The 21,661-nt window shown below is 67.5% G+C and carries 19 protein-coding genes and 1 tRNA gene; 11 read left to right on the top strand and 9 right to left on the bottom strand.

The annotated features are described in order from the left end of the window. The first annotated feature begins 58 nt into the window (after positions 1 to 58). Entirely contained in the window at positions 59 to 1,375 is a 1,317-nt protein-coding gene (locus tag N440_RS12500) for a hypothetical protein (protein WP_133935264.1), read from the top strand. 3 nt (positions 1,376 to 1,378) lie between these two features. On the opposite strand, the gene N440_RS12495 is transcribed toward N440_RS12500, so the two are convergent. Continuing rightward, positions 1,379 to 1,831: a DUF4442 domain-containing protein gene (locus N440_RS12495; protein ID WP_133935263.1), complete on the bottom strand. Its 453-nt coding sequence runs from the start codon at positions 1,829 to 1,831 to the stop codon at positions 1,379 to 1,381. A gap of 226 nt (positions 1,832 to 2,057) precedes the next feature. Here N440_RS12495 and N440_RS12490 point away from each other — a divergent pair, with 226 nt between their 5' ends. Then, entirely contained in the window at positions 2,058 to 2,510 is a 453-nt protein-coding gene (locus tag N440_RS12490; protein ID WP_133935262.1) for a transposase, read from the top strand. 52 nt (positions 2,511 to 2,562) lie between these two features. Here the strand turns inward: N440_RS12490 and N440_RS12485 are convergent, their stop codons facing one another. From N440_RS12485 to N440_RS12470, 4 genes are all read right to left on the bottom strand, one after another. Beyond that, a complete protein-coding gene (locus N440_RS12485) occupies positions 2,563 to 4,185 on the bottom strand; it encodes a CHASE2 domain-containing protein (RefSeq protein WP_133935261.1) in 1,623 nt (540 codons plus the stop codon). Next, positions 4,182 to 5,888, bottom strand: a complete 1,707-nt coding sequence (locus N440_RS12480) for a FecR domain-containing protein (RefSeq protein WP_133935260.1) — start codon at positions 5,886 to 5,888, stop codon at positions 4,182 to 4,184. The genes N440_RS12485 and N440_RS12480 overlap by 4 nt, the downstream gene beginning before the upstream one ends. A gap of 107 nt (positions 5,889 to 5,995) precedes the next feature. Then, entirely contained in the window at positions 5,996 to 6,853 is an 858-nt protein-coding gene (gene trxA / locus N440_RS12475; protein ID WP_133935259.1) for a thioredoxin, read from the bottom strand. A gap of 140 nt (positions 6,854 to 6,993) precedes the next feature. Beyond that, positions 6,994 to 7,260 (bottom strand): hypothetical protein, encoded by a 267-nt coding sequence (locus N440_RS12470; protein ID WP_133935258.1) that lies wholly within the window; start codon positions 7,258 to 7,260, stop codon positions 6,994 to 6,996. Positions 7,261 to 7,432: 172 nt separating this feature from the next. On the opposite strand from N440_RS12470, the gene N440_RS12465 reads away from it, so the two are divergent. From N440_RS12465 to N440_RS12425, 9 genes are all read left to right on the top strand, one after another. After that, complete coding sequence (locus N440_RS12465; RefSeq protein WP_133935257.1) at positions 7,433 to 8,032, top strand: DUF998 domain-containing protein; 600 nt, start codon at positions 7,433 to 7,435, stop codon at positions 8,030 to 8,032. A gap of 105 nt (positions 8,033 to 8,137) precedes the next feature. Next, a complete protein-coding gene (gene leuS / locus N440_RS12460) occupies positions 8,138 to 10,780 on the top strand; it encodes a leucine--tRNA ligase (RefSeq protein WP_133935256.1) in 2,643 nt (880 codons plus the stop codon). 136 nt (positions 10,781 to 10,916) lie between these two features. Further along, on the top strand, positions 10,917 to 11,501 hold the full coding sequence (gene lptE / locus N440_RS12455; RefSeq protein WP_133935255.1) for an LPS assembly lipoprotein LptE: 585 nt from the start codon (positions 10,917 to 10,919) through the stop codon (positions 11,499 to 11,501). Between the two features lie 13 nt (positions 11,502 to 11,514). After that, the gene (gene holA / locus N440_RS12450) at positions 11,515 to 12,552 is read left to right on the top strand and encodes a DNA polymerase III subunit delta (protein WP_008266587.1); all 1,038 of its coding nucleotides are present in this window, start codon (positions 11,515 to 11,517) and stop codon (positions 12,550 to 12,552) included. Between the two features lie 3 nt (positions 12,553 to 12,555). After that, positions 12,556 to 13,221, top strand: a complete 666-nt coding sequence (gene nadD, locus N440_RS12445; RefSeq protein WP_133935254.1) for a nicotinate-nucleotide adenylyltransferase — start codon at positions 12,556 to 12,558, stop codon at positions 13,219 to 13,221. A gap of 58 nt (positions 13,222 to 13,279) precedes the next feature. Further along, positions 13,280 to 13,690 carry a ribosome silencing factor gene (gene rsfS, locus N440_RS12440; protein WP_008265938.1) on the top strand — a complete coding sequence of 137 codons (411 nt, stop codon included), beginning with the start codon at positions 13,280 to 13,282 and terminating at the stop codon, positions 13,688 to 13,690. Positions 13,691 to 13,754: 64 nt separating this feature from the next. Next, the gene (gene rlmH / locus N440_RS12435; RefSeq protein ID WP_005418108.1) at positions 13,755 to 14,225 is read left to right on the top strand and encodes a 23S rRNA (pseudouridine(1915)-N(3))-methyltransferase RlmH; all 471 of its coding nucleotides are present in this window, start codon (positions 13,755 to 13,757) and stop codon (positions 14,223 to 14,225) included. Positions 14,226 to 14,247: 22 nt separating this feature from the next. Continuing rightward, positions 14,248 to 14,324, top strand: a tRNA-Asn gene (locus N440_RS12430). 133 nt (positions 14,325 to 14,457) lie between these two features. After that, the gene (locus N440_RS12425; RefSeq protein WP_208322786.1) at positions 14,458 to 15,429 is read left to right on the top strand and encodes an alpha/beta hydrolase; all 972 of its coding nucleotides are present in this window, start codon (positions 14,458 to 14,460) and stop codon (positions 15,427 to 15,429) included. A 21-nt stretch (positions 15,430 to 15,450) separates the two neighbouring features. On the opposite strand, the gene N440_RS12420 is transcribed toward N440_RS12425, so the two are convergent. From N440_RS12420 to N440_RS12405, 4 genes are all read right to left on the bottom strand, one after another. Further along, a complete protein-coding gene (locus N440_RS12420; protein WP_133935252.1) occupies positions 15,451 to 16,872 on the bottom strand; it encodes a basic amino acid/polyamine antiporter in 1,422 nt (473 codons plus the stop codon). A gap of 138 nt (positions 16,873 to 17,010) precedes the next feature. After that, positions 17,011 to 19,806 carry a TonB-dependent receptor gene (locus N440_RS12415; RefSeq protein ID WP_133935251.1) on the bottom strand — a complete coding sequence of 932 codons (2,796 nt, stop codon included), beginning with the start codon at positions 19,804 to 19,806 and terminating at the stop codon, positions 17,011 to 17,013. Between the two features lie 199 nt (positions 19,807 to 20,005). Continuing rightward, the gene (locus tag N440_RS12410; RefSeq protein ID WP_133935250.1) at positions 20,006 to 20,665 is read right to left on the bottom strand and encodes an energy transducer TonB; all 660 of its coding nucleotides are present in this window, start codon (positions 20,663 to 20,665) and stop codon (positions 20,006 to 20,008) included. Between the two features lie 216 nt (positions 20,666 to 20,881). Further along, positions 20,882 to 21,619 (bottom strand): SIMPL domain-containing protein, encoded by a 738-nt coding sequence (locus N440_RS12405; protein ID WP_133935249.1) that lies wholly within the window; start codon positions 21,617 to 21,619, stop codon positions 20,882 to 20,884. Positions 21,620 to 21,661 lie beyond the last annotated feature (42 nt).

Here is a 21,661-nt window from a genome sequence, read left to right as displayed (position 1 = left end):
ACCGCCGGTCGATTACGCTGGGGAATCGACTGCGGCAACGGCACATGGAAGGGACGCTGTGTTGAAGATCCTGCGTGGGTTGGGTTGGACCCTGATGGGCCTGCTGGTGCTGGCCATTGTCGTGTGGTGTGCCTCGCGCATGTGGCCCATCCCCGAATCGCGGCTGCAGGCGCAGCAGCGGTTGGAGACCCGCCTGCCGGCACCCGGGCGCAATGGCTATGCGCTGTTGTGGACGCTCGCTGTTGACGGCCTGGATGCCCGCCAGCGCGAGCAGGCGCTGGCTGAAGACGTGCGGCGCTGGGACGCCGAACCGCATGGCAATAACGTCACCCAGCCCCAGCTTTCCAGCCGCCCTGACGCACTGCACCCGCGTGCATCCGCCAGCTGCGGCCCGGCTGCCGGCGGCTGCCTGGCGCAGGTGCGCGCCGATCCGCAGCGGTTTGCCGAAGCCCACGCCGGCCATCATCTGCTGCATGCGCGCCTGGAGCAGTTGGCCGAGGCAGACCATTTCGTATCGCCGTTCCAGCCGAAGGGCGAGGGCATTCTGGTGCCCCTGCCGACCTATGGCCTGGTGGTGGACGTCACCAGCGCCCGCGCGCTGGCCTACGTACAGGGCGATGTTGATGGCGCCCTGCGCGGCAGTTGCCTGGGGCTGCAGCTGGGACGCCGGTTGGTGCCCGGTGGAAGCTCTCTGGTCGAGAGCATCGTCGGGGCCAGCCTGGTCCAGGCCAATGCACAGCTGCTGGCCGACATGCTGGTCGAACTTCCGGCCGACCACCCGCTGCCAGCAGAATGCGCGCGGGCGATGCAGCCGATGCGGGCCGACGAGCAGAGCCTGTGCCGGGCAATGCAGGGTGAGTACGCAATGAGCCGGGCGGCGATCGAAACCTCGTCGAGGGAATTCGGCGGCGTTCTGGTTCTTGACCGCAGCAGCACCCTGGCACGCGTGGCCGGCAATCTCGGTTGGGCCTGCGGCGCGGCGGCAACGGCGGCACTGGAGGCGGATCGTCCGTTGCCCGTGCCGGCACCGCCACAGCGTGACTTCGGTTGCCTGTCGAACATCATGGGTTGCGTGCTGACGGATATGGCCGCACCGGCCTATCCCGCCTATTCGTCGCGCACCCAGGACGCCGCTGCGATGCTGCGATTGCTTGGGGCGCAGCGCTGGTTGCGGCAGCAGGCCGATGATCCGGCAGACGCGCTGCAGCGCCTGCCGGCGCAGTTCCGCTCGCCGGTGCGCGCACCGCAGCTGTCGGCCGATGGCAGCCGCCTGCAGGTGCCACGTCGCTCGCCGTCGCGCAGCGCTGCTGACAGCCCCTGGCTTTCGGTACCGCTGCAGGCTTCGGCCGTCGCGGGGGCAGCGGCGCGCGACTGACGCTCAGCGTGCGTGTGGCTTCAGCCGCAGATAGACCTGCTTGCGCACCTGCGCGACTACTTCACCCTTTTCATCAACCACGTCGTTGCTGAACCAGCGCAGCACCTTTTCGCCGCTGGCCGCTTCGGCGCGCAGTTCGTCCAGCAGCGCGTCATCGATGCGGAACGAAGTGCGCACGATGCCGCGGCCGGGCTTGAGGAAATCGATCGCACCGGCGCGGTCCCACACGTAGTAGTCGCGGCCGAGGATGTGCAGCAGGCCGAGCATCCAGAACGGATCGGTCATCGCGAACAGGCTGCCGCCGAAGTGGGTGCCGACGTAGTTGCGGTTCCAGGGCCGCATGCGCAGTTCGACGTCGATCTGCCGGTAGTCCGGCGAGACCCGGGTGACGTGGATGCCGGTGAACAGGAACGGCGGCCAGAGATTGATGCCGAAGCGGAACAGGCGGGCGTTCATGCGGGTCCAGGGGCGCAGGGCGAGATCCGCAGTCTAACCATTCGCATGCGTATGTTGCACCAGCTGACGGATCATCGCGATTCTGGCGTGACGGCAGCCGAGAGTAGAGTCGAGCTTGCTCGACTGTTTCCAGCGGGCCTCAATCGAACGAGTTCAGACAATGTCTGATCGCCATTTCGGGGTCTCCTGATAGGTATGGCCGTGAACCGCGGTCCATGCTGCCCGTATGCCCAGTCCAGCCTTGTTGCGCGGCCGATGCTCCACGGTCGGATGCTTCTACGTAGTCACCACTGTCACTGCCGGACGCCAACGCGTCTTTGCAGACCCGCGATGCGTGGATGCCTTGACTGATGAGCTGCGAGGCAGCGACTGCAAGGGGATCACGCGGTCATTGGCTTGGGTGGTGATGCCGGATCATCTGCACTGGGTTCTGCAGTTGCGCGAAGGTACGCTTGGCCGTTGCATGCAATCACTCAAGTCCAGGGTGGCGATCGCGGTCAACGCGCACTCCGGTGAAGGACGCCCGGTGTGGCAGCGGGGCTACTACGATCACCTGATCCGGAATGAGGAGGATGTCCGGCAACAAGCGCTGTATGTCATGGCCAACCCTGTACGTGCGGGTCTGGCATCAACCCTGGGGGAGTATCCATTCGCATGGTGTTGTTGGCCGCTCGAATGATGGGCGCGCAGTCGAGCAAGCTCGACTCTACAGGCAGAGTGCAGATGATGCCTCACGCGCCGTCGATCACAAACCCGTCGCGGCCATTGGCCTTTGCCTGGTACAGGGCGGTGTCGGCGCCTTCGACGAAATGATGCGGTTGCAGTTCTCCGTCCGGCACGCGGGTGAACACACCGATGGTGAGGGTGACCCGCTCGCCGCCGCCATCACCCGGGGACGGCAGCGCCCGTACGCAGGCGATCAGGTCGTCGATCACCAGGCGCGCACCTTCGGCCGGTGTATCCGGCAGCACCAGCGCGAATTCGTCGCCGCCATAGCGCGCAGCCATGTCGCGCGGGCGCCGCGCATGCGCGCCGATCAGGCGGGCGACATCGCGCAGCACGCGATCACCCACCTGGTGGCCATGGAGGTCGTTGTGACGCTTGAAATGGTCCACATCGATCAACGCCAGGCTCAGCGGCTTGCCACTGCGTCGTGCGGCGTCGCATTCCTGCTGCAATGACTGCTCGAAACGCAGGCGATTGCCGAGGCCGGTCAGCGCATCGCGGTTGGCCTGGCGGTGCCAGGCCGAGATCCGCCAGATCGCCCAGGCCAGAAGCACCAATAGAATGCCCAGCATCGCGGTGGCCGGCGCCCACCACAGATCGCTGCTGCGCAGCAGCAACCAGCTCAGCAATGGGGCCGCCGGCAACGACGCCAGCGCCGCAAGCCAGGGCAGGCGCAGGCCGAGCAGTAGGACGCACAGTGCGACCAGCACCGCGCTGATGGTCTGTTGCCATGCCGAGGGCAGCACATCGATCTGCTTGTGCTGCAGCAGCATCGAGGCGATGTTGGCCTGGTACTCGCTGCCGCTCATCCAGAATTCGCGGGTGGTCGGTGTCAGCAGGCGCGGCGCGATGCCGCTGGCGGTCATGCCGACCACGATGCGGCGGCCCTGCAGCATCGCCATGTCGACGTGGCCGTCGAGTACATCGGCGTAGGACACCTGCGGCAGTCGCTCCGGCGGGCCGGCGTAGCGCACGCGCACATAGTCGTCGCGTCGCCATTGATAGGGCGAGCCGACTCCCGGGTCGGGGTCGGGCAGGCCGTGCACGGCGCCCGCCGGCAGGTCGGCCAACGCCAGGCCCAGCGCCGGCCAATGTGGCTGGCCGATGCCCGCGTGCAGGTAGAGACCGCGGGCGACGCCGTCGCCATCCACTTCGACATCGGTGTGGCCGATGGCTGCGGCACTGGCCGCGATCTGCGGGATCGGCAGCATTTCCTCGGCCATGCGGTCACCCGCGGCGGGCGCGGCCAGTACCGGCAGCACCACCCGGCCGTTACGGCGGATGGCGGCCGCCAGCGCGTCGTCATGGCGGCTGTCGCGCCGATCCGGTTCGGACAGCATCAGGTCCAGGGCGACACGCTCGGCGCCGGCATCGGTCAACCGGTCCAGCAGGCGCGCGTGTATCGAGCGCGGCCAGGGCCATTGGCCGATGCGTTGCAGGCTGCCTTCGTCGATGGCCACGATCAGCACGCTGGGGTCGGGGCGGTAGTCCCAGCCACCGACCAGCGCGTCGTAGGCGGTCTCGTCCTGCCGCCACAGCCATTGGCCCTGGCTGGCCAGCACGGTCAGCACACCGGCCAGCAGGGCCAGTGCGATCCGCTTGCTCCACGGCAGTGGCGAACGCCTCACAACAGCAACCAGAGCAGCACGGCGCCGCCGCCTGCGCCGTAGCACAGGCGGCACGCCAGCTTGATCTGCTGGGCGGGCGAAAACTCGCCGGCATGGCCATCGTCGTCGATGTACTGCACGCGCACATGCAGGGTGCCGCTCCACGGCCGCTTGAAACTGACCTGCGGCTCGGCCACGGTTTCGTCGACCAGCGGCGCCTTGAAATCGCCATGGCGATCGACCTGCACCCGGTAGCGCTGGCCTTCGCTGCCGGCCTGCCAGCGCAGGGTCAGTTCACCATGAGCCGCTTCCGGCGGTTGCAGCGCAGGATCGACCGGTTCATTGCTCAGCTGCAGTGGCAGTGCCTGGCCGTAGCGGCCCTGGTGGCCATTGCCATCACGCGACGCGACCCGCCAGAAGTACTGGCCCGGGGGCAGTGGCTGCGCCAGGCGCAGGTCGGTGCCATGGCTCGCCTGTTCCTGCAGTGGCTGCTGGAACGTGGGATCGGAGGCGATCTGCAGCACACTGCTGCGCGCGCCCGGGGCCTGGCTCCAGCGGAAGCGCGGGCGGTCGCTGTTGATCGTCTGCCCGTGCAGCGGCGATACGGTGATCGGCGGTGGCGGCTGGTCGCTGAGTTCAAAATCGGCGCTGGCGTCGAGGCCTTCCACGCCCTGCGCATCGACCGCGCGCAGCAGGATGCGCAGCTGGCCCGGCGGCAGGTCGCCGATCGCCAGGCGCGTATCGGTGGTGGTGGCGGCGAACAGCAGGATTTCCGGTGTGGCTGCCTGCACCACTTCCACGCGGTAGTGCGCGGCACCCGCAACGGGCTCCCAGGCAAGCAGCGTCGGCAGCGGCGCCAGGCGCAGTTCGTCGTTGCGCAGCTGCGGTGCCGGCAGCAGCGGGGAGACCGTGTCAGGTGCGGCGTCGGCGCTGCCGATGAGCGTGGCCTGGCCCGGCCGGACCAGGCGCTGTCCGTGGGTGTTGCCGACCTGCACCTTGCCCTGCAGGACCTCGGTCGCACCGACCTGGCCGGCGTCGCCGGCGCTGACCCGGAACACGGTGCCGCGTACGCTGCTGGTCGCGGTGGGCGCATCGATGATGTAGCGCGATGCCGGGCCGCGGGCGGGCGTGACGCGATTGCTGGCGCGGCCCTGCTGCAGGCGCAGGCGGGTGTCCACCATGCCGGTGTGGCCATAGCGGCTGAGCTGGTCCAGGCGCAGCCGCGAGTACTCACGCAGCTGCAGGCGCGAGGCGTCGGCGAACTCGAGAGTGACGCTGGATTCGCCTTCGGTCTGCACGGTGTCGCCGATACGCAGCTGCTCGCCCGCCAGGATCGCGCGCGTGGCGCTGCCATCGGCGCCGGACAGCTCGACCTTGCCGCGAACCGACAGCACGCGGGCCGGCGCAGGCTCGGTACGCAGCCAGCTGATCGGGAAGCGCAGCAGCTGGCCGGGCGGCAACCGATAGGGATTGTCGATGCGGTTGTGCTGCTGCAGCTGTTGCCAGCGTACCGAGGGCTTCAGGTACAGGCCGCCCAGATCCCACAGGGTATCGCCGGGGCGGACCCGGTAATTCCAGTCCTGGGCGCCGGCCACGCCTGGCAGCAGCAGGAGGAGAAGGGCACACAACAGGGCGCCCTGGAAGCGCTTGGCGAACGACAGCGAGCGGACGAAGGTCACAGTTTGCAATCCCGGCAATGCGGAGGTGCAGCTGCAAGACCCCATGGCCCCGACCTCATCCCCCCGAACGGATCGTGGCGGCCGAACGGCCGCCATCTCGCGCATTATTGCCCGCGTTCAGTGCAGGGATTCTGAACGAAGAGGGCTCCCGTTCAGAACAGCAGAGAGGCCATCCTGCGGCGGTACTGGCCAACGAGGTCCTCGTCGGAGATCACATTGAAGGCGTCGATCAGGGCCTTGCGCGGCAACCCTTCCTCGAAGGTGCGATCGATCCGCAGCATTTCCAGGAACTGTGCCAGTGCGGCCTCATCGTGGCCGCCGAGCAGCAGCTGCACACCTCGCAGGTGGCGCGCCTTGAGATCGTTGCCGTCGGCGGCGATGCGCGCCTCCAGCACTTCGGCCGCGGGGGCGTCCTTCAGCGCGGCCGCAAAGGACAGGCGGGCACGGGCACGCACGGCGCGGTCATCGGTGGCCAGGTTGGCGGGCAGGCCGTCGATCAGCGTGCCGGCTTCATCCACGCCGCCGATCTGCAGCAGGGCCAGGGCCAGGTCGAGCTTGAGCTCATCCTTGTCCGGCTCGGCGGCGATCTGCGCGCGCAGCACGTCCACCTGCGCCTGCGGATCCAGTGGCGCTTCGTCCTCGGCGGCGGCATCGCCGATGTCGGCGGGCACGATGCCATGCTGGGCGAGGAACTCGCGCAGCTGGCCTTCCGGAATCGCGCCGGGGAAGCCGTCCACCAGCTGGCCACCCTTGACCAGGAACACGGTCGGTACCGAGCGGATCTGGAACGCCGCCGCGATCTGCTGTTCCTGGTCGACATCGACCTTGGCCAGTTCGAAGGCGCCGTTGTATTCGGCTGCCAGCTTTTCCAGCATCGGGCCAAGGGTCTTGCACGGCCCGCACCAGGTGGCCCAGAAATCGACCAGCACCGGCGTCTGCAGCGACTTCTGCAGGACTTCGGCCTCGAAGGTCGCGGTGGTAGCGTCGAATACGTAGGTCGTCTCGGTCATGGGGGAGGCATCGTCTGGCATCTGGAGACCGATTCTATGGTGACGATCGATGTCAGACTCAACCCTTGGTGTCGCCCCGGACCGCCGCCCTTCCAGGCAGGAGAGGGCGGGCGCGGGGCCTGCCCTCGATGCGCTGGCGGTTACTTCAGCTCATCACAGCGCACGTGATGCACGATCCAGCGCCCGGTCTTCAGCGGCAGGGTCGTTTCGGAGATGCGGGCCTGATACAGCTCAGCTGCGGTGCGTGCGTCGGGCGCCTTGATGGTGGGGCCCCCGAAGAAGTTGCTGCTCGGCGGTGCCGTGGCGCTGGGTGCGCCGATCCAGGCCGAGCACTGGAACTCGCCGGCGTGGGCCGTGGCGGCCAGGCCCAGGCTGAGCGCGCCGGCGACGAGGATGCGATGGATCATGGGAGGTCTCCCTGCATGGCGGGACTGCCATGCCCCGAGCATCGCGCGCGGCATGCCGGCGCGGATATCGAATGATTCTGAAATGTGCCGCCGCTTGAATGTGCCGCCGCTTGGCGCCCCGCATCGTTGCCGCGACAATGGCCGGTCTTCCGCTTCTTGGTGAATCCGCGCGATGTCCGTGCTCCGGCGTGATCGTTGGTGGGGGCTGCTTGCTGCAGCCATCTTCGTCCTGGCCGTGGTGGGCTTCGGCGCGGCGCTGGACGGCTACGCGCAGGCGCGCCACCCGGTGGCTCTGCTGGGCGCACGGGGCGTGCCGCATGCGCTGGGGTTCAATCTGCTGGGCTTCGTGCTGCCCGGCGTGCTGGCCGCGGTGGTCGCCGAGTGCCTGCGCCGCCGCCTTCCGGCCACGGCCGGCTGGGCGCCGCGGGTGGGCAGCCAGATGCTGCTGCTGGCCGGCCTGGCCTTTGCGGCGATGGGGCTGCTGCCGCTGGACGTGGATGACCTGCATGGACCGGCCAGCCAGCTGCACGCCAGCGCCTGGATGATCTGGGTGCTGGGATTTGTTGCCGGCGCCCTGCTGCTGGGTATCTCCCACCTGCGCCAAGGTCTTGGCAAGGCCCTCGGTGGGGTGGCGGTCATCTGTGCCGTACTGGCGGCAATGGCGGCCTTTGCCCTGCAGGGCGTGCTGCCGGCACCGCTGGCGCAACGCGTGGCTTTCGCCTGCTGGGCGGTCTGGCTGGCCCTGGCCCTGCCTCTGTCGCGGCCTCGCTGAGACGCTCTCCGCGCACGGGCGGCGCCTGCACGCGGCAGGCAGGATTGGAGACGTTTGCCGCACTGCGGTACGCTGTACCGCTTTGCCGCCGCATCCGCGTGTTCCATGACCAGCGCTGAAACCAACGCCTACGACCCGCAGCAGGTTGAATCCGCCGCCCAGCAGTACTGGGACGCCACCCGTGCCTTCGAGGTCGACGAGACTTCGGACAAGCCGAAGTACTACTGCCTGTCGATGCTCCCGTACCCGTCCGGTGCGCTGCACATGGGGCACGTGCGCAACTACACCATCGGTGACGTGATCAGCCGCTACAAGCGCATGACCGGTCACAACGTGCTGCAGCCGATGGGCTGGGATGCGTTCGGCCTGCCGGCGGAAAATGCCGCGATCAAGAACAAGACCGCGCCGGCGGCGTGGACCTACAAGAACATCGACCACATGCGCAGCCAGCTGCAGTCGCTGGGCTATGCCATCGACTGGTCGCGCGAGTTCGCCACCTGCCGTCCGGACTATTACGTCCATGAGCAGCGCATGTTCACCCGGCTGATGCGCAAGGGCCTGGCGTACCGTCGCAACGCGGTGGTGAACTGGGACCCGGTCGACCAGACCGTGCTGGCCAACGAGCAGGTGATCGACGGCCGCGGCTGGCGTTCCGGCGCCCTGGTCGAGAAGCGCGAGATCCCGCAGTGGTTCCTGCGCATCACCGACTACGCCCAGGAGCTGCTGGACGGCCTGGACGAGCTGGACGGCTGGCCGGAATCGGTCAAGACCATGCAGCGCAACTGGATTGGCCGTTCCGAGGGCCTGGAGATCCAGTTCGACGTGCGTGACGTGGACGGCGGTGTGCTGGATCCGCTGCGCGTGTTCACCACCCGCCCGGACACCGTGATGGGCGTGACCTTCGTGTCGATCGCCGCCGAGCACCCGCTGGCGCTGCACGCGGCGAAAAACAATCCGGAACTGGCGGCGATGCTGGCCGACCTGAAGCAGGGCGGCGTGTCCGAGGCTGAACTGGAAACCCAGGAAAAGCGCGGCATGGACACCGGCCTGCGCGCCCTGCACCCGGTCACCGGCGAGCAGGTGCCGGTCTGGGTCGCCAACTTCGTGCTGATGGGCTACGGCACCGGCGCGGTGATGGCTGTCCCGGGCCATGACCAGCGCGACAACGAAGTGGCCAACAAGTACGGGCTGCCGATCAAGCAGGTGATCGCGCTGAAGGATGCGCGCACCGAAGAAGAGCGCAGCTGGGACGGCAGCCGCTGGCAGGACTGGTACAGCGACAAGAGCCGGCAGACCGAACTGGTCAACTCGGCCGAATTCGACGGCCTGGACTTCCAGGGCGCCTTCGAAGCCCTGGCCGAACGATTCGAGCGCAAGGCCCAGGGCCAGCGCCGCGTCAACTACCGCCTGCGCGACTGGGGCGTGAGCCGCCAGCGCTACTGGGGCTGCCCGATTCCGGTGATCTACTGCGCCAAGTGCGGTGCCGTGCCGGTGCCGGAAGAACAGCTGCCGGTGGTGCTGCCGGAGGACGTGGCGTTCTCGGGCACCGGTTCGCCGATCAAGACCGACCCGGAATGGCGCAAGACCACCTGCCCGGAGTGCGGCGGTGCGGCCGAGCGCGAGACCGATACCTTCGACACCTTCATGGAGTCGAGCTGGTACTACGCCCGCTACACCTCGCCGGGCGCGCGTGATGCCGTCGACAAGCGCGGCAACTACTGGCTGCCGGTCGACCAGTACATCGGCGGCATCGAGCACGCGATCCTGCACCTGATGTATTTCCGCTTCTATCACAAGCTGCTGCGCGACGCGCGGATGGTCGACAGCAACGAGCCGGCGCGCAATCTGCTGTGCCAGGGCATGGTGATCGCCGAGACCTATTACCGCCCGAACCCGGATGGCTCGAAGGACTGGATCAACCCGGCCGATGTGGAAGTGCAGCGCGATGAGCGTGGCCGCATCACCGGTGCCACCCTGATCGCCGATGGCCAGCCGGTGGTGGTCGGTGGCACCGAGAAGATGTCCAAGTCGAAGAACAACGGCGTGGACCCGCAGGCCATGGTCGGCAAGTACGGCGCCGACACTGTGCGACTGTTCTCGATGTTCGCCGCGCCGCCCGAGCAGTCGCTGGAGTGGAACGAAGCCGGCGTGGATGGCATGGCCCGCTTCCTGCGCCGCCTGTGGGCCCAGGTGCAGAAGCACGCCGCCGACGGTGCCGCCCCGGCGCTGGACGCCGCTGCGCTGGATGCCAACCAGAAGGCGCTGCGCCGCAAGACCCATGAAACCATCGGCAAGGTCGGCGACGACTACGGCCGCCGCCACAGCTTCAACACCGCCATTGCCGCAGTGATGGAGCTGATGAACGCGCTGGCCAAGTTCGAGGACGGCAGCGGGCAGGGCCGGGCGGTCCGCCAGGAAGCGCTGCAGGCCATCGTGCTGCTGCTGAACCCGATCACCCCGCACGCCAGCCATGCCCTGTGGCAGGTGCTGGGCCACGGCGAGACGCTGCTGGAAGACCAGCCGTTCCCGCAGGCCGACGCTGGCGCGCTGGTGCGCGATGCGCTGACTCTGGCCGTGCAGGTCAACGGCAAGCTGCGTGGCACCATCGAGGTGGCGGCCGATGCCGCGCGCGAGCAGGTTGAAGCGCTGGCCCTGGCCGAGCCGAACGCGGCCAAGTTCCTGGAAGGCCTGACGGTGCGCAAGATCATCATCGTTCCGGGCAAGATCGTGAACATCGTCGCCGCCTGATGTACCCCGCACCGGCCACCTGCGTGGTGGCCGGTGCCTTTCCGGTGCCGGGTCATGCGCTTGATGGCCCTGCATTCACGCGGCTTCGGGCAGGCTGTGTGTTGCCGTGATCGCCCGGCTCCGCCAGACTGTCTACATGACCCGAATCCTGCTTGCCCTTGTTCTTGCCCTCGGCCTTGCCGGCTGCGGTTTCCATCTGCGCAGCAAGCTGATGCTGCCGACCGACACCGCGCCGGTGAAGGTAGTCTCCACCGCGCCGTACAGCGAACTGGTCAAGCTGCTCAACCGCAGCCTGCTGGCTTCTGGCGCCAAGCTGGCCGACGAGGACAGCAAGCAGCCCAGTACCCAGCTGCAGGTGCTCTCCGAGCGCTGGGGCGACCTGCCGATCGCCATCGATTCGCAGGGCCGTGCGCAGGAGTACAGCCTGCGCTACGCGGTGATCTTCATCTTCCGTCGCGAGGACGGCAGCGATCTGGTGCCGCAGCAGGTGATCGAGCTGTCGCGTGACTACGTGTCGCCGCCGACCGACGCCACCGGTACCACCACCGAGCGCGAGATCCTGGCTGATGAGCTGCGCCGGGAAATGTCCGCATCGATCATCCGCCGCATCGACAGCGTGGTCCGCGCCGAGCTTGAAAAGGGTGGCAGCCTGTCGGCACCGAAGGCCAAGCCCGTCGAAGGCGCGGTGCCGGCCGAGCCGGTTCCCGCAGCCAAGCACTGAGCGGCGAAGGACGATGGAACTGCGTCCGGAGCAGCTGGCCAGCCAGGGCGCTGATGTTGCACTGGCGCCGGTCTATCTGATTGCCGGCCCGGAGACGCTGCGCGTGCTGGAGGCGGCCGACGCCATCCGCGCGCGTGCACGCGGCGCCGGCATCGGCGAGCGCGAAGTGTTCGACGCCGATGGCCGCGATTTCGACTGGAACCAGCTCGACGCCAGCTTCAATGCGCCGAGCCTGTTCAGCGCACGTCGCCTGGTCGAGGTGCGCCTGCCCAGCGGCAAGCCGGGCAAGGACGGCGCCGAGGTGATCAGCCAGTTCTGCGCCAACCCGGCGCCGGACGTGGTGTTGATGATCACCGCCAACGAATGGAGCAAGGCCCACCAGGGCAAGTGGGCCGAGGCGGTCAACCGCATCGGCGTGCTTTCGGTAGCCTGGGCGATCAAGCCGCACGAGCTGCCGGACTGGATCGAGCGCCGCCTGCGCGGCAAGGGCCTGCGGGCCGACCCGGCCGCCGTGCAGCGACTGGCCGAGCGGGTGGAAGGCAACCTGCTGGCCGCTGCGCAGGAGATCGACAAGCTGGCATTGCTGGCCGATGGCCAGCCGCTGGATGTGGAACGGATGGAATCGCTGGTGGCCGATGCCGCCCGCTACGACGTGTTCCGTCTGCTGGAGGCGACGTTCTCCGGCCAGCCGCCGGCGGTGCTGCGCATGCTGGCCGGCCTGCGCGGCGAAGGCGAAGCGGTGGCCGCACTGATGCCGATGGTGATCCGCGAGCTGCTGGCCGGTGCCGGCCTGGCCCGGGTGCAGGCGCGGGGCGGCAACCTGGCCGCCGAAATGAAGTCGCGTGGCATCTGGGAGTCGCGCCAGGCGCCCTACAAGCGCGCGCTGCAGCGCCACCCGGAAGGCAAGCGCTGGGAACGCTTCGTGGCCGAAGCCGGGCTGGTCGACCGCATCGCCAAGGGGCGGGCCGACGGCGATGCCTGGCTGGCGCTGGAACGCCTGCTGGTGGCCGTGGCCGAACCGCGTGCCGTGCGCCTGCTGGCGCGGGCCTGAGCGATGAGCCTGCGGATCTATTACGGGGGCACCTTCGATCCGGTGCACCTCGGGCATCTGGCGATCGCGCGTGCCGCCCGCGATGAACTGCAGGTGGCGGTGCGCATGCTGCCGGCGGCCGACCCGCCGCATCGCGCGGTACCCGGTGCGACCGCCGAGCAGCGCTGCACCATGCTGTCGCTGGCCATCGGCGACGAGCCCGGCCTGCTGCTGGACCGCCGCGAGCTGGACCGTGCGGCGCGTTTCCCCGGTCGCCCGTCCTACACCGTCGATACCCTGCGCGAGCTGCGCGCTGAACTGGGACCGAGCCGGCCGCTGGCCTGGCTGGTCGGCGCCGACAGCCTGCTGGGCCTGCCCAGCTGGCATGAATGGGAGGCCCTGTTCGGGCTGGCCCATTTCGTGGTGGCCGAACGACCGGGCAGCCCGCTGCGGGCCTCGGTTGACGGCGTGCTGGGCCGTGCCCTGGAAGGGCGCTGGGCCGACAACGAACAGGCGCTGTTCGCCAGCCCCGCCGGCCGCATCCTGCGCCTGCACCACCCGCTGCGCGCCGAATCAGCCAGCGCAGTGCGCTCGCAGATCGCCTCCGGCGGGCCCTGGCGTGCGTTGTTGCCGCCCGCCGTGGCCGACTATGTTGCCGTCCACGGGCTGTATCGCCCCTCCACGCCGTGAATGCCGCAGCTGCGGCTTGCCCGTATAATCGCCCCCACGTTTATCGAGTCGATCCACTTTGAGCAACCAGACCCAGCCCCAGACCATCAAGGTCGATCTGCCCAGCCCGCCGCCGTCCGTGCCTGAACTGCTGGCCAGCGTCCGCCAAGCCACCGAAGACCTGAAGGCCAAGGACCTGGTCGAGATCGACGTGCGCGGCCGGTCCAGCGTTGCCGATTACATGATCGTCGTTTCGGGTACTTCGACCCGCCACGTCAAGTCGATTGCCGACGAAGTCGTGCGTTTCGCCAAGAACATCGACGTGATGCCGCTCGGCGTGGAAGGCGAGCGCGAAGCCGAGTGGGTGCTGGTGGATCTGGGCGACGTCATCGTCCACGTGATGCTGCCGCGCGTGCGCGAGTTCTACGCGCTTGAGCGCCTGTGGACGGTTGGCGACCAGCCGCCGCCCAGCGACGACGAAGTGGCCTGAACCACGCAGTGCTGCACCCTTCGACGGCGCCGATGGCGCCGTCGACGTTTTGGAGATGCCATAGATGAAAGCGCGCCTGATCGCCACCGGTGAACGCGCACCCAGCTGGGTCGCGCAGGGCTTCGCCGAGTACCAGAAGCGGCTGTCGCACTGGCTGCCGTTCGAGCTGGTGGAAATCGAGCCTGGCCTGCGTGGCAAGGGCCGCGATCCGCGCCGCGCCACCGAAGATGAAGGCAAGCGGGTGATCGCTGCATTGCCGAAGAATGCATACGTGGTCGCGCTCGACGTGCCGGGTCGCCAGCTCAGTTCCGAGCAGCTGGCACAGCGCCTGGAACACTGGCGTGGGCAGGGCAGGGACCTGGCCTTCCTGATCGGTGGCCCGGAAGGACATTCGCCTGAAGTCTCGGCATTGGCCGATGAGAAGTGGTCGATCGGGCCACTGACGCTGCCGCACATGCTGGTGCGGCTGGTGGTGGCCGAGCAGCTGTACCGTGCTGCTGCGATGATTGCCAATCACCCCTACCATCGCGCGTGAAGAGTGGTTATACTAGTCGTCTGCCCGAATAGCTCAGCCGGTTAGAGCACTTGACTGTTAATCAGGGGGTCGTTGGTTCGAGTCCAACTTCGGGCGCCACCTTGAAAAACCTGCATCGCGAGATGCAGGTTTTTTTTTGTGCCGGGTAGAGTCGAGCTCGCTCGACTGCTCTGTTGACCGGCCACGACAGTCGAGCAAGCTCGACTCTACAATGCAGCGTCATCGACCAAGGATGTTGATCGTGCGCGCACTCCTGTTGCTGGGCTCGCTGCTGCTTGTGGTGTTGCCGTTCGCCTCGGCGAAAGCGGAACCTCCCACCTGGCACCCGCCACAGGGCGCCACGGAACTGCCGTTGTGGCCGGATGGCAAGGCGGCGGTGCCGCCGAAACTGAAGGGACCCGAGCAGCTCAGTGAGGCGATCTCCGAAGCCAGTGGCGAACGCTGGATGATGCTGCAGAACGTGGCGGTGCCGACCCTCACCGTATTTCCGCCGAAGGGGCCGGGCAATGGCACTGCAGTGATGGTGGTGCCGGGCGGCGGTTACCGCGTGCTTGCGATGGATCTGGAAGGCAGCGAGATCTGCCAATGGCTGACCACGCAGGGCATCACCTGTGCGTTGCTCAAGTATCGCGTGCCGGCGTCGGGACCGAACTGGGACCGCGACTGCAACTGCCGCGACAACCCATCGGTGCCGATGGCGCTGCAGGATGCACAGCGTGCGATGGGAATGCTGCGTGCGCAGGCCGCGCGCTGGAAGATCGACCCGAAACGCGTCGGCGTGATCGGCTTTTCCGCGGGTGGCCATGTGGTGGCTGGCCTGAGCACGCATGCGCGGCGCAGCTACACGCCGATCGATGCGGCGGATGCACAGCCGAGCCGACCTGATTTTGCGATGGTCATGTATTCCGGGCACCTGTGGGCAGGGCACGGCAAGGGACTGTCACTGGTCAAGGACATCGTCGTGGATGACAAGGTGCCGCCAACGTTCATCGCACAGGCCACTGATGACCGTACCGATGACGTGCGCGAATCACTGGCCTACTACCGTGCCTTGATCGATGCGGGCGTGCCGGTGGAAATGCACCTGTTCGCACGCGGCGGCCATGCGTTCGGCCTGCGCAGGCAGGATGCACCGGTCGCGGCATGGCCTCGCCTGGCCGAGCGCTGGATGCAGGACATCGGCATGCTGCCGGAACGCCCGTAGTAGAGCCGAGCCCATGCTCGGCTACAGGGTCAGCTGGCCTTTCGAGAACGCCACCAGCGTGGCGATCGCCACCAGCAGGATCGCGCCGAACAGCACCCACTCCCAACGCGTGAACACCCGCTCGCCGCGCTGGCGCCGGGTCAGCGCGAACAACACCACGCCGGGTACGTACAGCAGCACCGACAGCAGCAGGTTGTCGAGGCCGCCGGCATACACCAGCCACAGCGCATAGGCACTGGCCAGCAGTGCGACGCCGAAATCGCGCCAGCGCACGCCCGGCTCGCCTGCGTAGGCGTGCCCGCGCCAGGCCAGTTGCACGCCGAACGCGGTGGACAGGAAATACGGCACCAGGCTCATCGACGCGGCCAGCAGTACCAGCCCGGTGTAGCTGCCCGCATTGACCAGCACCAGCAGCAGGAACAGCTGGATCAGGCCGTTGCTCAACCAGAGCGCGTTGGCGGGCACGCCGCGTGCGTTCTCGCGGCCCAAGAACGCCGGCATGGTGCCGTCACCCGCTGCGGCATACAGCACTTCGGCGCACAGCAGCACCCAGGCCAGCAGCGCACCGAGTACGGAAATGATCGAACCGATGATGATCACCGTGGCGCCCCACTCGCCGACGATGGCACGCAGCACGTAGGCCATCGAGGGATTGGGCAGCCCGGCCAGTTCAGCCTGCGACAGCACGCCCATCGACAGCAGGCTGACCAGTACCAGCAGCAGCCAGACACCGAGGAAGCCGATCACCGTGGCGCGGCCGACGTCGGCGCGACGGGCAGCACGTCGCGAGTAGATGCTGGCGCCCTCGATGCCGATGAATACCCACACGGTGACCAGCATCATGCCGCGCAGCTGCTGGCCGAGGTCGCCGAGTGCAGGCGTACCGAGGAAATCCGCGCGGAACACATCCAGACGGAACGCGCCTGCCGCGAGCACCAGGAACAGCGCGATCGGCAGCAGTTTGGCCACCGTCACCAGGCCGTTGACGATGGCCGCAGTGCGCAGGCCACGCAGCACCAGTAGATGCACGGTCCACAGCAGCACGGACGACGCGGCGACCGCGGCCGGGGTGTTGCCTTCACCGAAGACCGGCATGAAGTGGCCGAGGCCGCTGAAGATGAGCACAAAGAAGCTGGCGTTGCCAAGCACCGACGCGACCCAGTAGCCCCACGCGGCGGAGAAGCCGATGTAGTTGCCGAAGCCCTCGCGTGCATACGCGTAGATGCCGGTATCCAGGTCCGGCCGGCGGTTGGCCAGCGCCTGGAACACGAAGGCCAGCATCAGCATGCCGGCGCCACTCACCGCCCAGCCGATCAGTGCGGCGGCCGGCCCGGCGCTGCGTGCGACGTTCTGTGGCAGTGAGAAGATGCCGGCGCCGACCATCGAGCCGACCACCAGTGCGGTCAACGCGGGCAGGCCCAGCCGTTGCGATGTCGCGGCCATGGAGATCCCCTGCGGCAGTGATGCCGCGTGCACACGGTAGCGGCGTGCCCGTGAACATGCCTGCAAGGGCCAGCAAGACGAAGGCCCGGGCAGATGCCCGGGCCTTCGAAGGTGCTGCATGCAACGGCGATGCCGCTGTTACTTGAACGTGTACTTGAAGCCGACGGTGTAGTAACGGCCCAGCGCACCGGAGAAGTGCATCGGGTTGTAGTTCACCGCGCCGTAGGTGGTCGGATCGAGCGGGGCGATGCGATCGAACACGTTGGCCACCGAGGCATTGAGTTCGAACGAGTCGTTGATGCTCCAGCGACCGGACAGGTCCATCGTGGTGAACGAGGAGATCTTCGTCACCGGCGTGCCATCAGCGTAGAAGGCCAGGTAGCTGCCACCACGGCTGTCGATGTTGTCCATCTTGCTGATGTAGTTGACGATGCCGCTGACGCTCCACGGGCCCTGCTTCCAGGTGGTGCCGAAGTTGACCTTGTCCTTCGGCGTACCGATGCAGTTGGTGACGTCGCAGTTGCCGTGGGTGCCCACGTAGTCAACCGTGTCGCCGCCTTCGGTGCGCTCGAACTTCAGGATATGGCTCCACTGCAGGTCCAGCTCCAGCTGGCCCGGGCCGATCTCGAAGGTCTGGCGGATATCGGTGTCGATACCGCGCACACGCGACGAGCTGGCATTCACATAGCCGGTGTTGACCGCCAGGATGGTGCCGCTGTTGGCCACGCCATTGAGATTGTTGCTGTCGCGCAGCACGTTGCCGGCAAGAATCGCCGCTGCGGTGCTGCCCTGCACGATCTCGTTGGTGCGCTTGATCTGCCAGGCGTCAACCGTCATCGACGTGGTCGAGGTCGGCTGCAGCACGATGCCGACCGAGTAGCTCTTGGACTCTTCGGGCTTCAGCAGCTTGTTCGGCTTGGTGATGATGGCCACCGAGTTGGCACCGCATTCGCTGGCCGCGCCGCCGCTGATCTGGCAACGCACCGGATCGACCGCAGTGGAGAAGGCGGCCAGGCCACCATCGCCGTTCTCGGCCGGGTTCGGCGCGCGGAAGCCTTCGGCATAGCTGGCGCGCAGGGCGATCCAGTCGGCCGGGGTCCACTTCACGCCCAGCTTCGGCGTGGCCTTGCCTTCACCGCTTTCGTACTTGTCGTAACGCAGCGCGCCGGACAGTTCCAGCTGCTCCAGTACCGGTGCCGACAGTTCAACGTAGCCGGCGTAGACGTTCTGGGTGCCGTCATAGGCCGAATAGCCCAGGCCGATGATGTCGCCCTGGTCGGTGTAGGTCTGCGGGGTCAGGCTGTTGCTGGTCTTGCGCCACTCGGTGCCGATCGCCAGGCCCAGCGGGCCACCCTTGAGGTCCATCAGGCTGCGCGACACGGTGAAGTCGAACATGTCCAGGCTCGACTTGGCACGCGCGCTGATCTTCGGCGAGATGTAGTCGTACAGTGCCTGCGAGTTCTTGCCGGCATCATCACCGATGCGCCACACGCCACCGGCGCAGTTCGCATTGCCCAGTGCGCACTGCACGGCGCTGTAGCGCAGGAAGCCGGTGCGCTCGTTGGTCAGGTCGGTGCCCGAGTGCAGGTAGGCGGTGTCGTAGCTCCAGTCGCCCCAGTTGCCCTTGATGCCGACCAGGAAGCGGTTGAACTCGTTGGTGTTGTCGGTCACGCGCGGGCCGACGTCCCAGGACGAGTAGCGCACACGGACCGGCGTACCCGGGGTCGGGTTGTCCGGGTGGTTCGGGCCCAGCACGGTGGCGCCAGGGCCGGAGTTGGCATTGACCGGGCCGCCCGGATAGCCCCAGCCGCCCGACACGCCGGACGGGGTGTTGCTGAAGATGGTTTCCTTCTTCGAGTAGCCGATCTCGGTGTAGATCTCGCCGCCCTCACCGAAGGCGAAGCTGGCGCGGCCGAACACGTTGACGTACTTCTCTTCCGGAATCAGGTCGCGGTACTGCTGTGCCGGATCCCACAGGCAGCCGTCGGCGGCGATGCTGGCCGGGGTCTGGCCACCGATGGTGGTCAGGCCGGTGCAGCCGGGCAGCGGCACCAGGTGGCCGGTCGGATCGAGGTAGGAACCATTCGGGCCTGCGCCACCGGAAGTGCCGCCACGGGTATAGGCACCGCCGAGGAACTGCGCGGTCTTGTCATAGCCCCACTGCCGGGTGTCGCCGGTACCGATCCACTTGCGGTTCTTGCGGTCGCTCAGCTTGATCGCGTCGGTCTTGCCGACGTCCAGGCTGAAGAACGCATTCCAGCCATCGGTGGCCAGATCGCCGGTACCGGCGGTCAGGGTCGCCTTCCTGGCGTCGCCATCGCTGTCACCGGACAGGCCATAGGAGCCACGCAGGATGACGCCCTGGAAGTCGCTGCGCAGGATGATGTTGACCACGCCGGCGATGGCATCGGAGCCATAGATCGCCGAGGCGCCGTCCTTCAGCACTTCCACGCGCTCAACGGCGTCGAGCGGGATGGTGCTCAGGTCGGTGAAGACCTTCTGGCCGTCATCGGCCAGGCCATAGGTCGCCATGCGACGGCCATTCAACAGTACCAGCGTCGAGCCGGCGCCCAGGCCGCGCAGCGAGATGCCCGCGCCACCACCGGCAAAACCGTTGCCGAAGGTCTTGGGAATCGAACCGGCGCCATCGGCGGTGATGGTCTGCAGGTACTCGGCCAGCGAGGTCTTGCCGGTGCGGTCGATTTCCTGGCGGGTCACCACCTGCACCGGGGACGGTGTTTCGGTGTTGGTACGCGGAATGTTCGAACCGGTGACCGTGATGCGGTCGAGGTTGGTGGCCTTTTCCTGCGCGAAGGCGGAGGTGGAAGCCATGGTGCCGACCAGCAGCAGGGTGCCGCCGGCAAGGACGTGGGTGATGGACGATGCCAGGGTGCAGCGGCGGCGGCTGGCGGGCCGTTGGATCAGGTGTTTCACAGCTTCTCTCCTAACTGGAAAACCGTAGCGTTGAGGGCTGTCTCCGGTACTGTCCGGGACGGATCAATCTAGGTTTCCGGCAGGTGACGAAGTAGTGAAATTTTGCTTAATTCGTAACGCCTGACTGCGGGCTTTGCCGAGTCTGTCCTTTCGCATGTGAAGGCCGGCCCGGAAGGTAGCCGGGCCGGCCCTGAAAGCTTCAGTCCGGCAGCGAGAACTGCACCGGTACCAGGCCGATGGCTGGTACCGCTACTCCGTCACGCTGTGCCGGTTCAAAGCGCCAACGCTTGAGCACCTGCTGGCGTGCGGCCTGGTCCAGGCTGCGTGAGCCACTGCTGCGCTCGATGCTGACCGCGACCGGTTGGCCGTTGCTGTCGACCTCCACCCGCAGCAGCACCGTGCCCTGCTCGTGGTTGCGCAGTGCCGGCACCGGATAGGACGGCGGTGGGGCGCTGCGGTATTGCAGCTGGGCACCGGCCAACGGTGTCGAACGGTCGATGCTCGGGGCCGACTGCACCGGTGTCGATTCGGCGGCGGGCGTGATGATGCCCTGTGCCTCCTCCAGCGTGGCGGTCGGCGTTGGCAACGGCGTTGTTTCCTTCGGCACACTCTGCTGCTTCGGCACGACGTCCACATGCTGCGGCTCCACGTACTTGGGCGGCGGCGGCAGCGGCTTGGGCAGTTCCTTGGGAATCAGCCGCACCGTGGTGGTGTCACGCGGCAGCGTGGTGATGGCCTGGTAGGTTGCCGGGATCAGCAGCAACAGGAAGGCCAGCAGATGCAGGGCGATGGCCGCGCTCCAGGCGGCAACGCGGGCGGGGTCGAAGTGCGGGGATGCTACGGGATACGTACGAACCATGGTCCACCTCCATGCCAGTGACGAAGTCCTCAACGCACCAGGGCCCGTGGCGGGGTTGCCGCACGCGGCTGGCAGTGCATCAGTAGCGCGGCATGGCGGCCACTGCCTAGAGGCAGGGGCTGGATCGTTGGGCTGGCCTTCAGCCAGTCCCGGCAGCAGGCATGAAAAAGGCGGGCCCCGTTCGGGACCCGCCTGGTCCGGCACGGGCGGCGGCGATCAGCGGCCCAGTTCGAACACCACGTCCAGGTTGACCGACACGGTCGATTCACCCGGCGCGACCGGGGTGGCCTTGTCCATCGCTGCCCCGGCGGCCATGGCACGCATCATCGGCATCGGGCGGTAACCGCCACCGGCGTTCTCGGAGATGCTGACGATGCGACGCACCTGCAGGCCTAGCGACTTCGCATAGGTCTGGGCACGCGCCTGCGCCTTCTTCAGCGCGGCCAGGCGGGCTTCGTCGTACACCGGCTCGGGCTGGTCGATCTCGAAGCTGGGGCCGTTGATCTGGTTGGCGCCCTGCGCCGCCAGTGCGTCCAGCACCTTGCCGAGCTTGGCGATGTCGCGCACCTTCAGGCTGACCGTGTTGCTGGCCTGGTAGCCGGTGATCTTCGGTGCTTCGTTGTCGGCATAGCGGTACTGCGGGTTGAGGCTGACACCGCTGGTCTGCACGTCGCGCTCGGCAATGCCGGCGGCCTTGATCGCGGCCAGCACCTTGTCCATCTGCTGGGCGTTCTGGCGCATGGCGCTGTTGCCGTCGGCGGCCTGGGTAACCACGCCGGCCGACAGGGTGGCCACGTCCGGCACGCGGGTGGCCTCGGCGTTGGACGAGATGTTCAGCAGGGTGCCTTCCGCGGGGGCGGCGATCGACGGCGACGGCGGGGCAGCATGGGCGGTCATCGAGGTTCCAAGGGCGAGGGACAGGGCGAGCAGCAGCGGGGTGGCGGTCAGGCGCATGGAGAACTCCTTGTTGTGCCAGTGAGGGTGGTGTCGTAGCGA

The sequence above is a fragment of the Stenotrophomonas sp. CC22-02 genome (assembly GCF_004365115.1).
Classification (GTDB): Bacteria; Pseudomonadota; Gammaproteobacteria; order Xanthomonadales; family Xanthomonadaceae; genus Stenotrophomonas; species Stenotrophomonas forensis.
The sequence above is the reverse complement of the archived record's forward strand: the minus strand, read 5'-3'. Positions and strand labels throughout refer to the sequence as shown.

Coding starts and splice junctions, on each gene's coding strand:
- trxA (WP_133935259.1), bottom strand. CDS start 6,853: ATGACCGAGACGACCTACGTATTCGACGCTACCACCGCGACCTTCGAG.
- leuS (WP_133935256.1), top strand. CDS start 8,138: ATGACCAGCGCTGAAACCAACGCCTACGACCCGCAGCAGGTTGAATCC.
- nadD (WP_133935254.1), top strand. CDS start 12,556: ATGAGCCTGCGGATCTATTACGGGGGCACCTTCGATCCGGTGCACCTC.
- N440_RS12405 (WP_133935249.1), bottom strand. CDS start 21,619: ATGCGCCTGACCGCCACCCCGCTGCTGCTCGCCCTGTCCCTCGCCCTT.
- N440_RS12410 (WP_133935250.1), bottom strand. CDS start 20,665: ATGGTTCGTACGTATCCCGTAGCATCCCCGCACTTCGACCCCGCCCGC.
- N440_RS12420 (WP_133935252.1), bottom strand. CDS start 16,872: ATGGCCGCGACATCGCAACGGCTGGGCCTGCCCGCGTTGACCGCACTG.
- N440_RS12490 (WP_133935262.1), top strand. CDS start 2,058: ATGCCCAGTCCAGCCTTGTTGCGCGGCCGATGCTCCACGGTCGGATGC.
- rlmH (WP_005418108.1), top strand. CDS start 13,755: ATGAAAGCGCGCCTGATCGCCACCGGTGAACGCGCACCCAGCTGGGTC.
- holA (WP_008266587.1), top strand. CDS start 11,515: ATGGAACTGCGTCCGGAGCAGCTGGCCAGCCAGGGCGCTGATGTTGCA.
- N440_RS12425 (WP_208322786.1), top strand. CDS start 14,458: ATGTTGATCGTGCGCGCACTCCTGTTGCTGGGCTCGCTGCTGCTTGTG.
- N440_RS12480 (WP_133935260.1), bottom strand. CDS start 5,888: ATGGGGTCTTGCAGCTGCACCTCCGCATTGCCGGGATTGCAAACTGTG.
- N440_RS12495 (WP_133935263.1), bottom strand. CDS start 1,831: ATGAACGCCCGCCTGTTCCGCTTCGGCATCAATCTCTGGCCGCCGTTC.
- N440_RS12465 (WP_133935257.1), top strand. CDS start 7,433: ATGTCCGTGCTCCGGCGTGATCGTTGGTGGGGGCTGCTTGCTGCAGCC.
- lptE (WP_133935255.1), top strand. CDS start 10,917: ATGACCCGAATCCTGCTTGCCCTTGTTCTTGCCCTCGGCCTTGCCGGC.
- N440_RS12470 (WP_133935258.1), bottom strand. CDS start 7,260: ATGATCCATCGCATCCTCGTCGCCGGCGCGCTCAGCCTGGGCCTGGCC.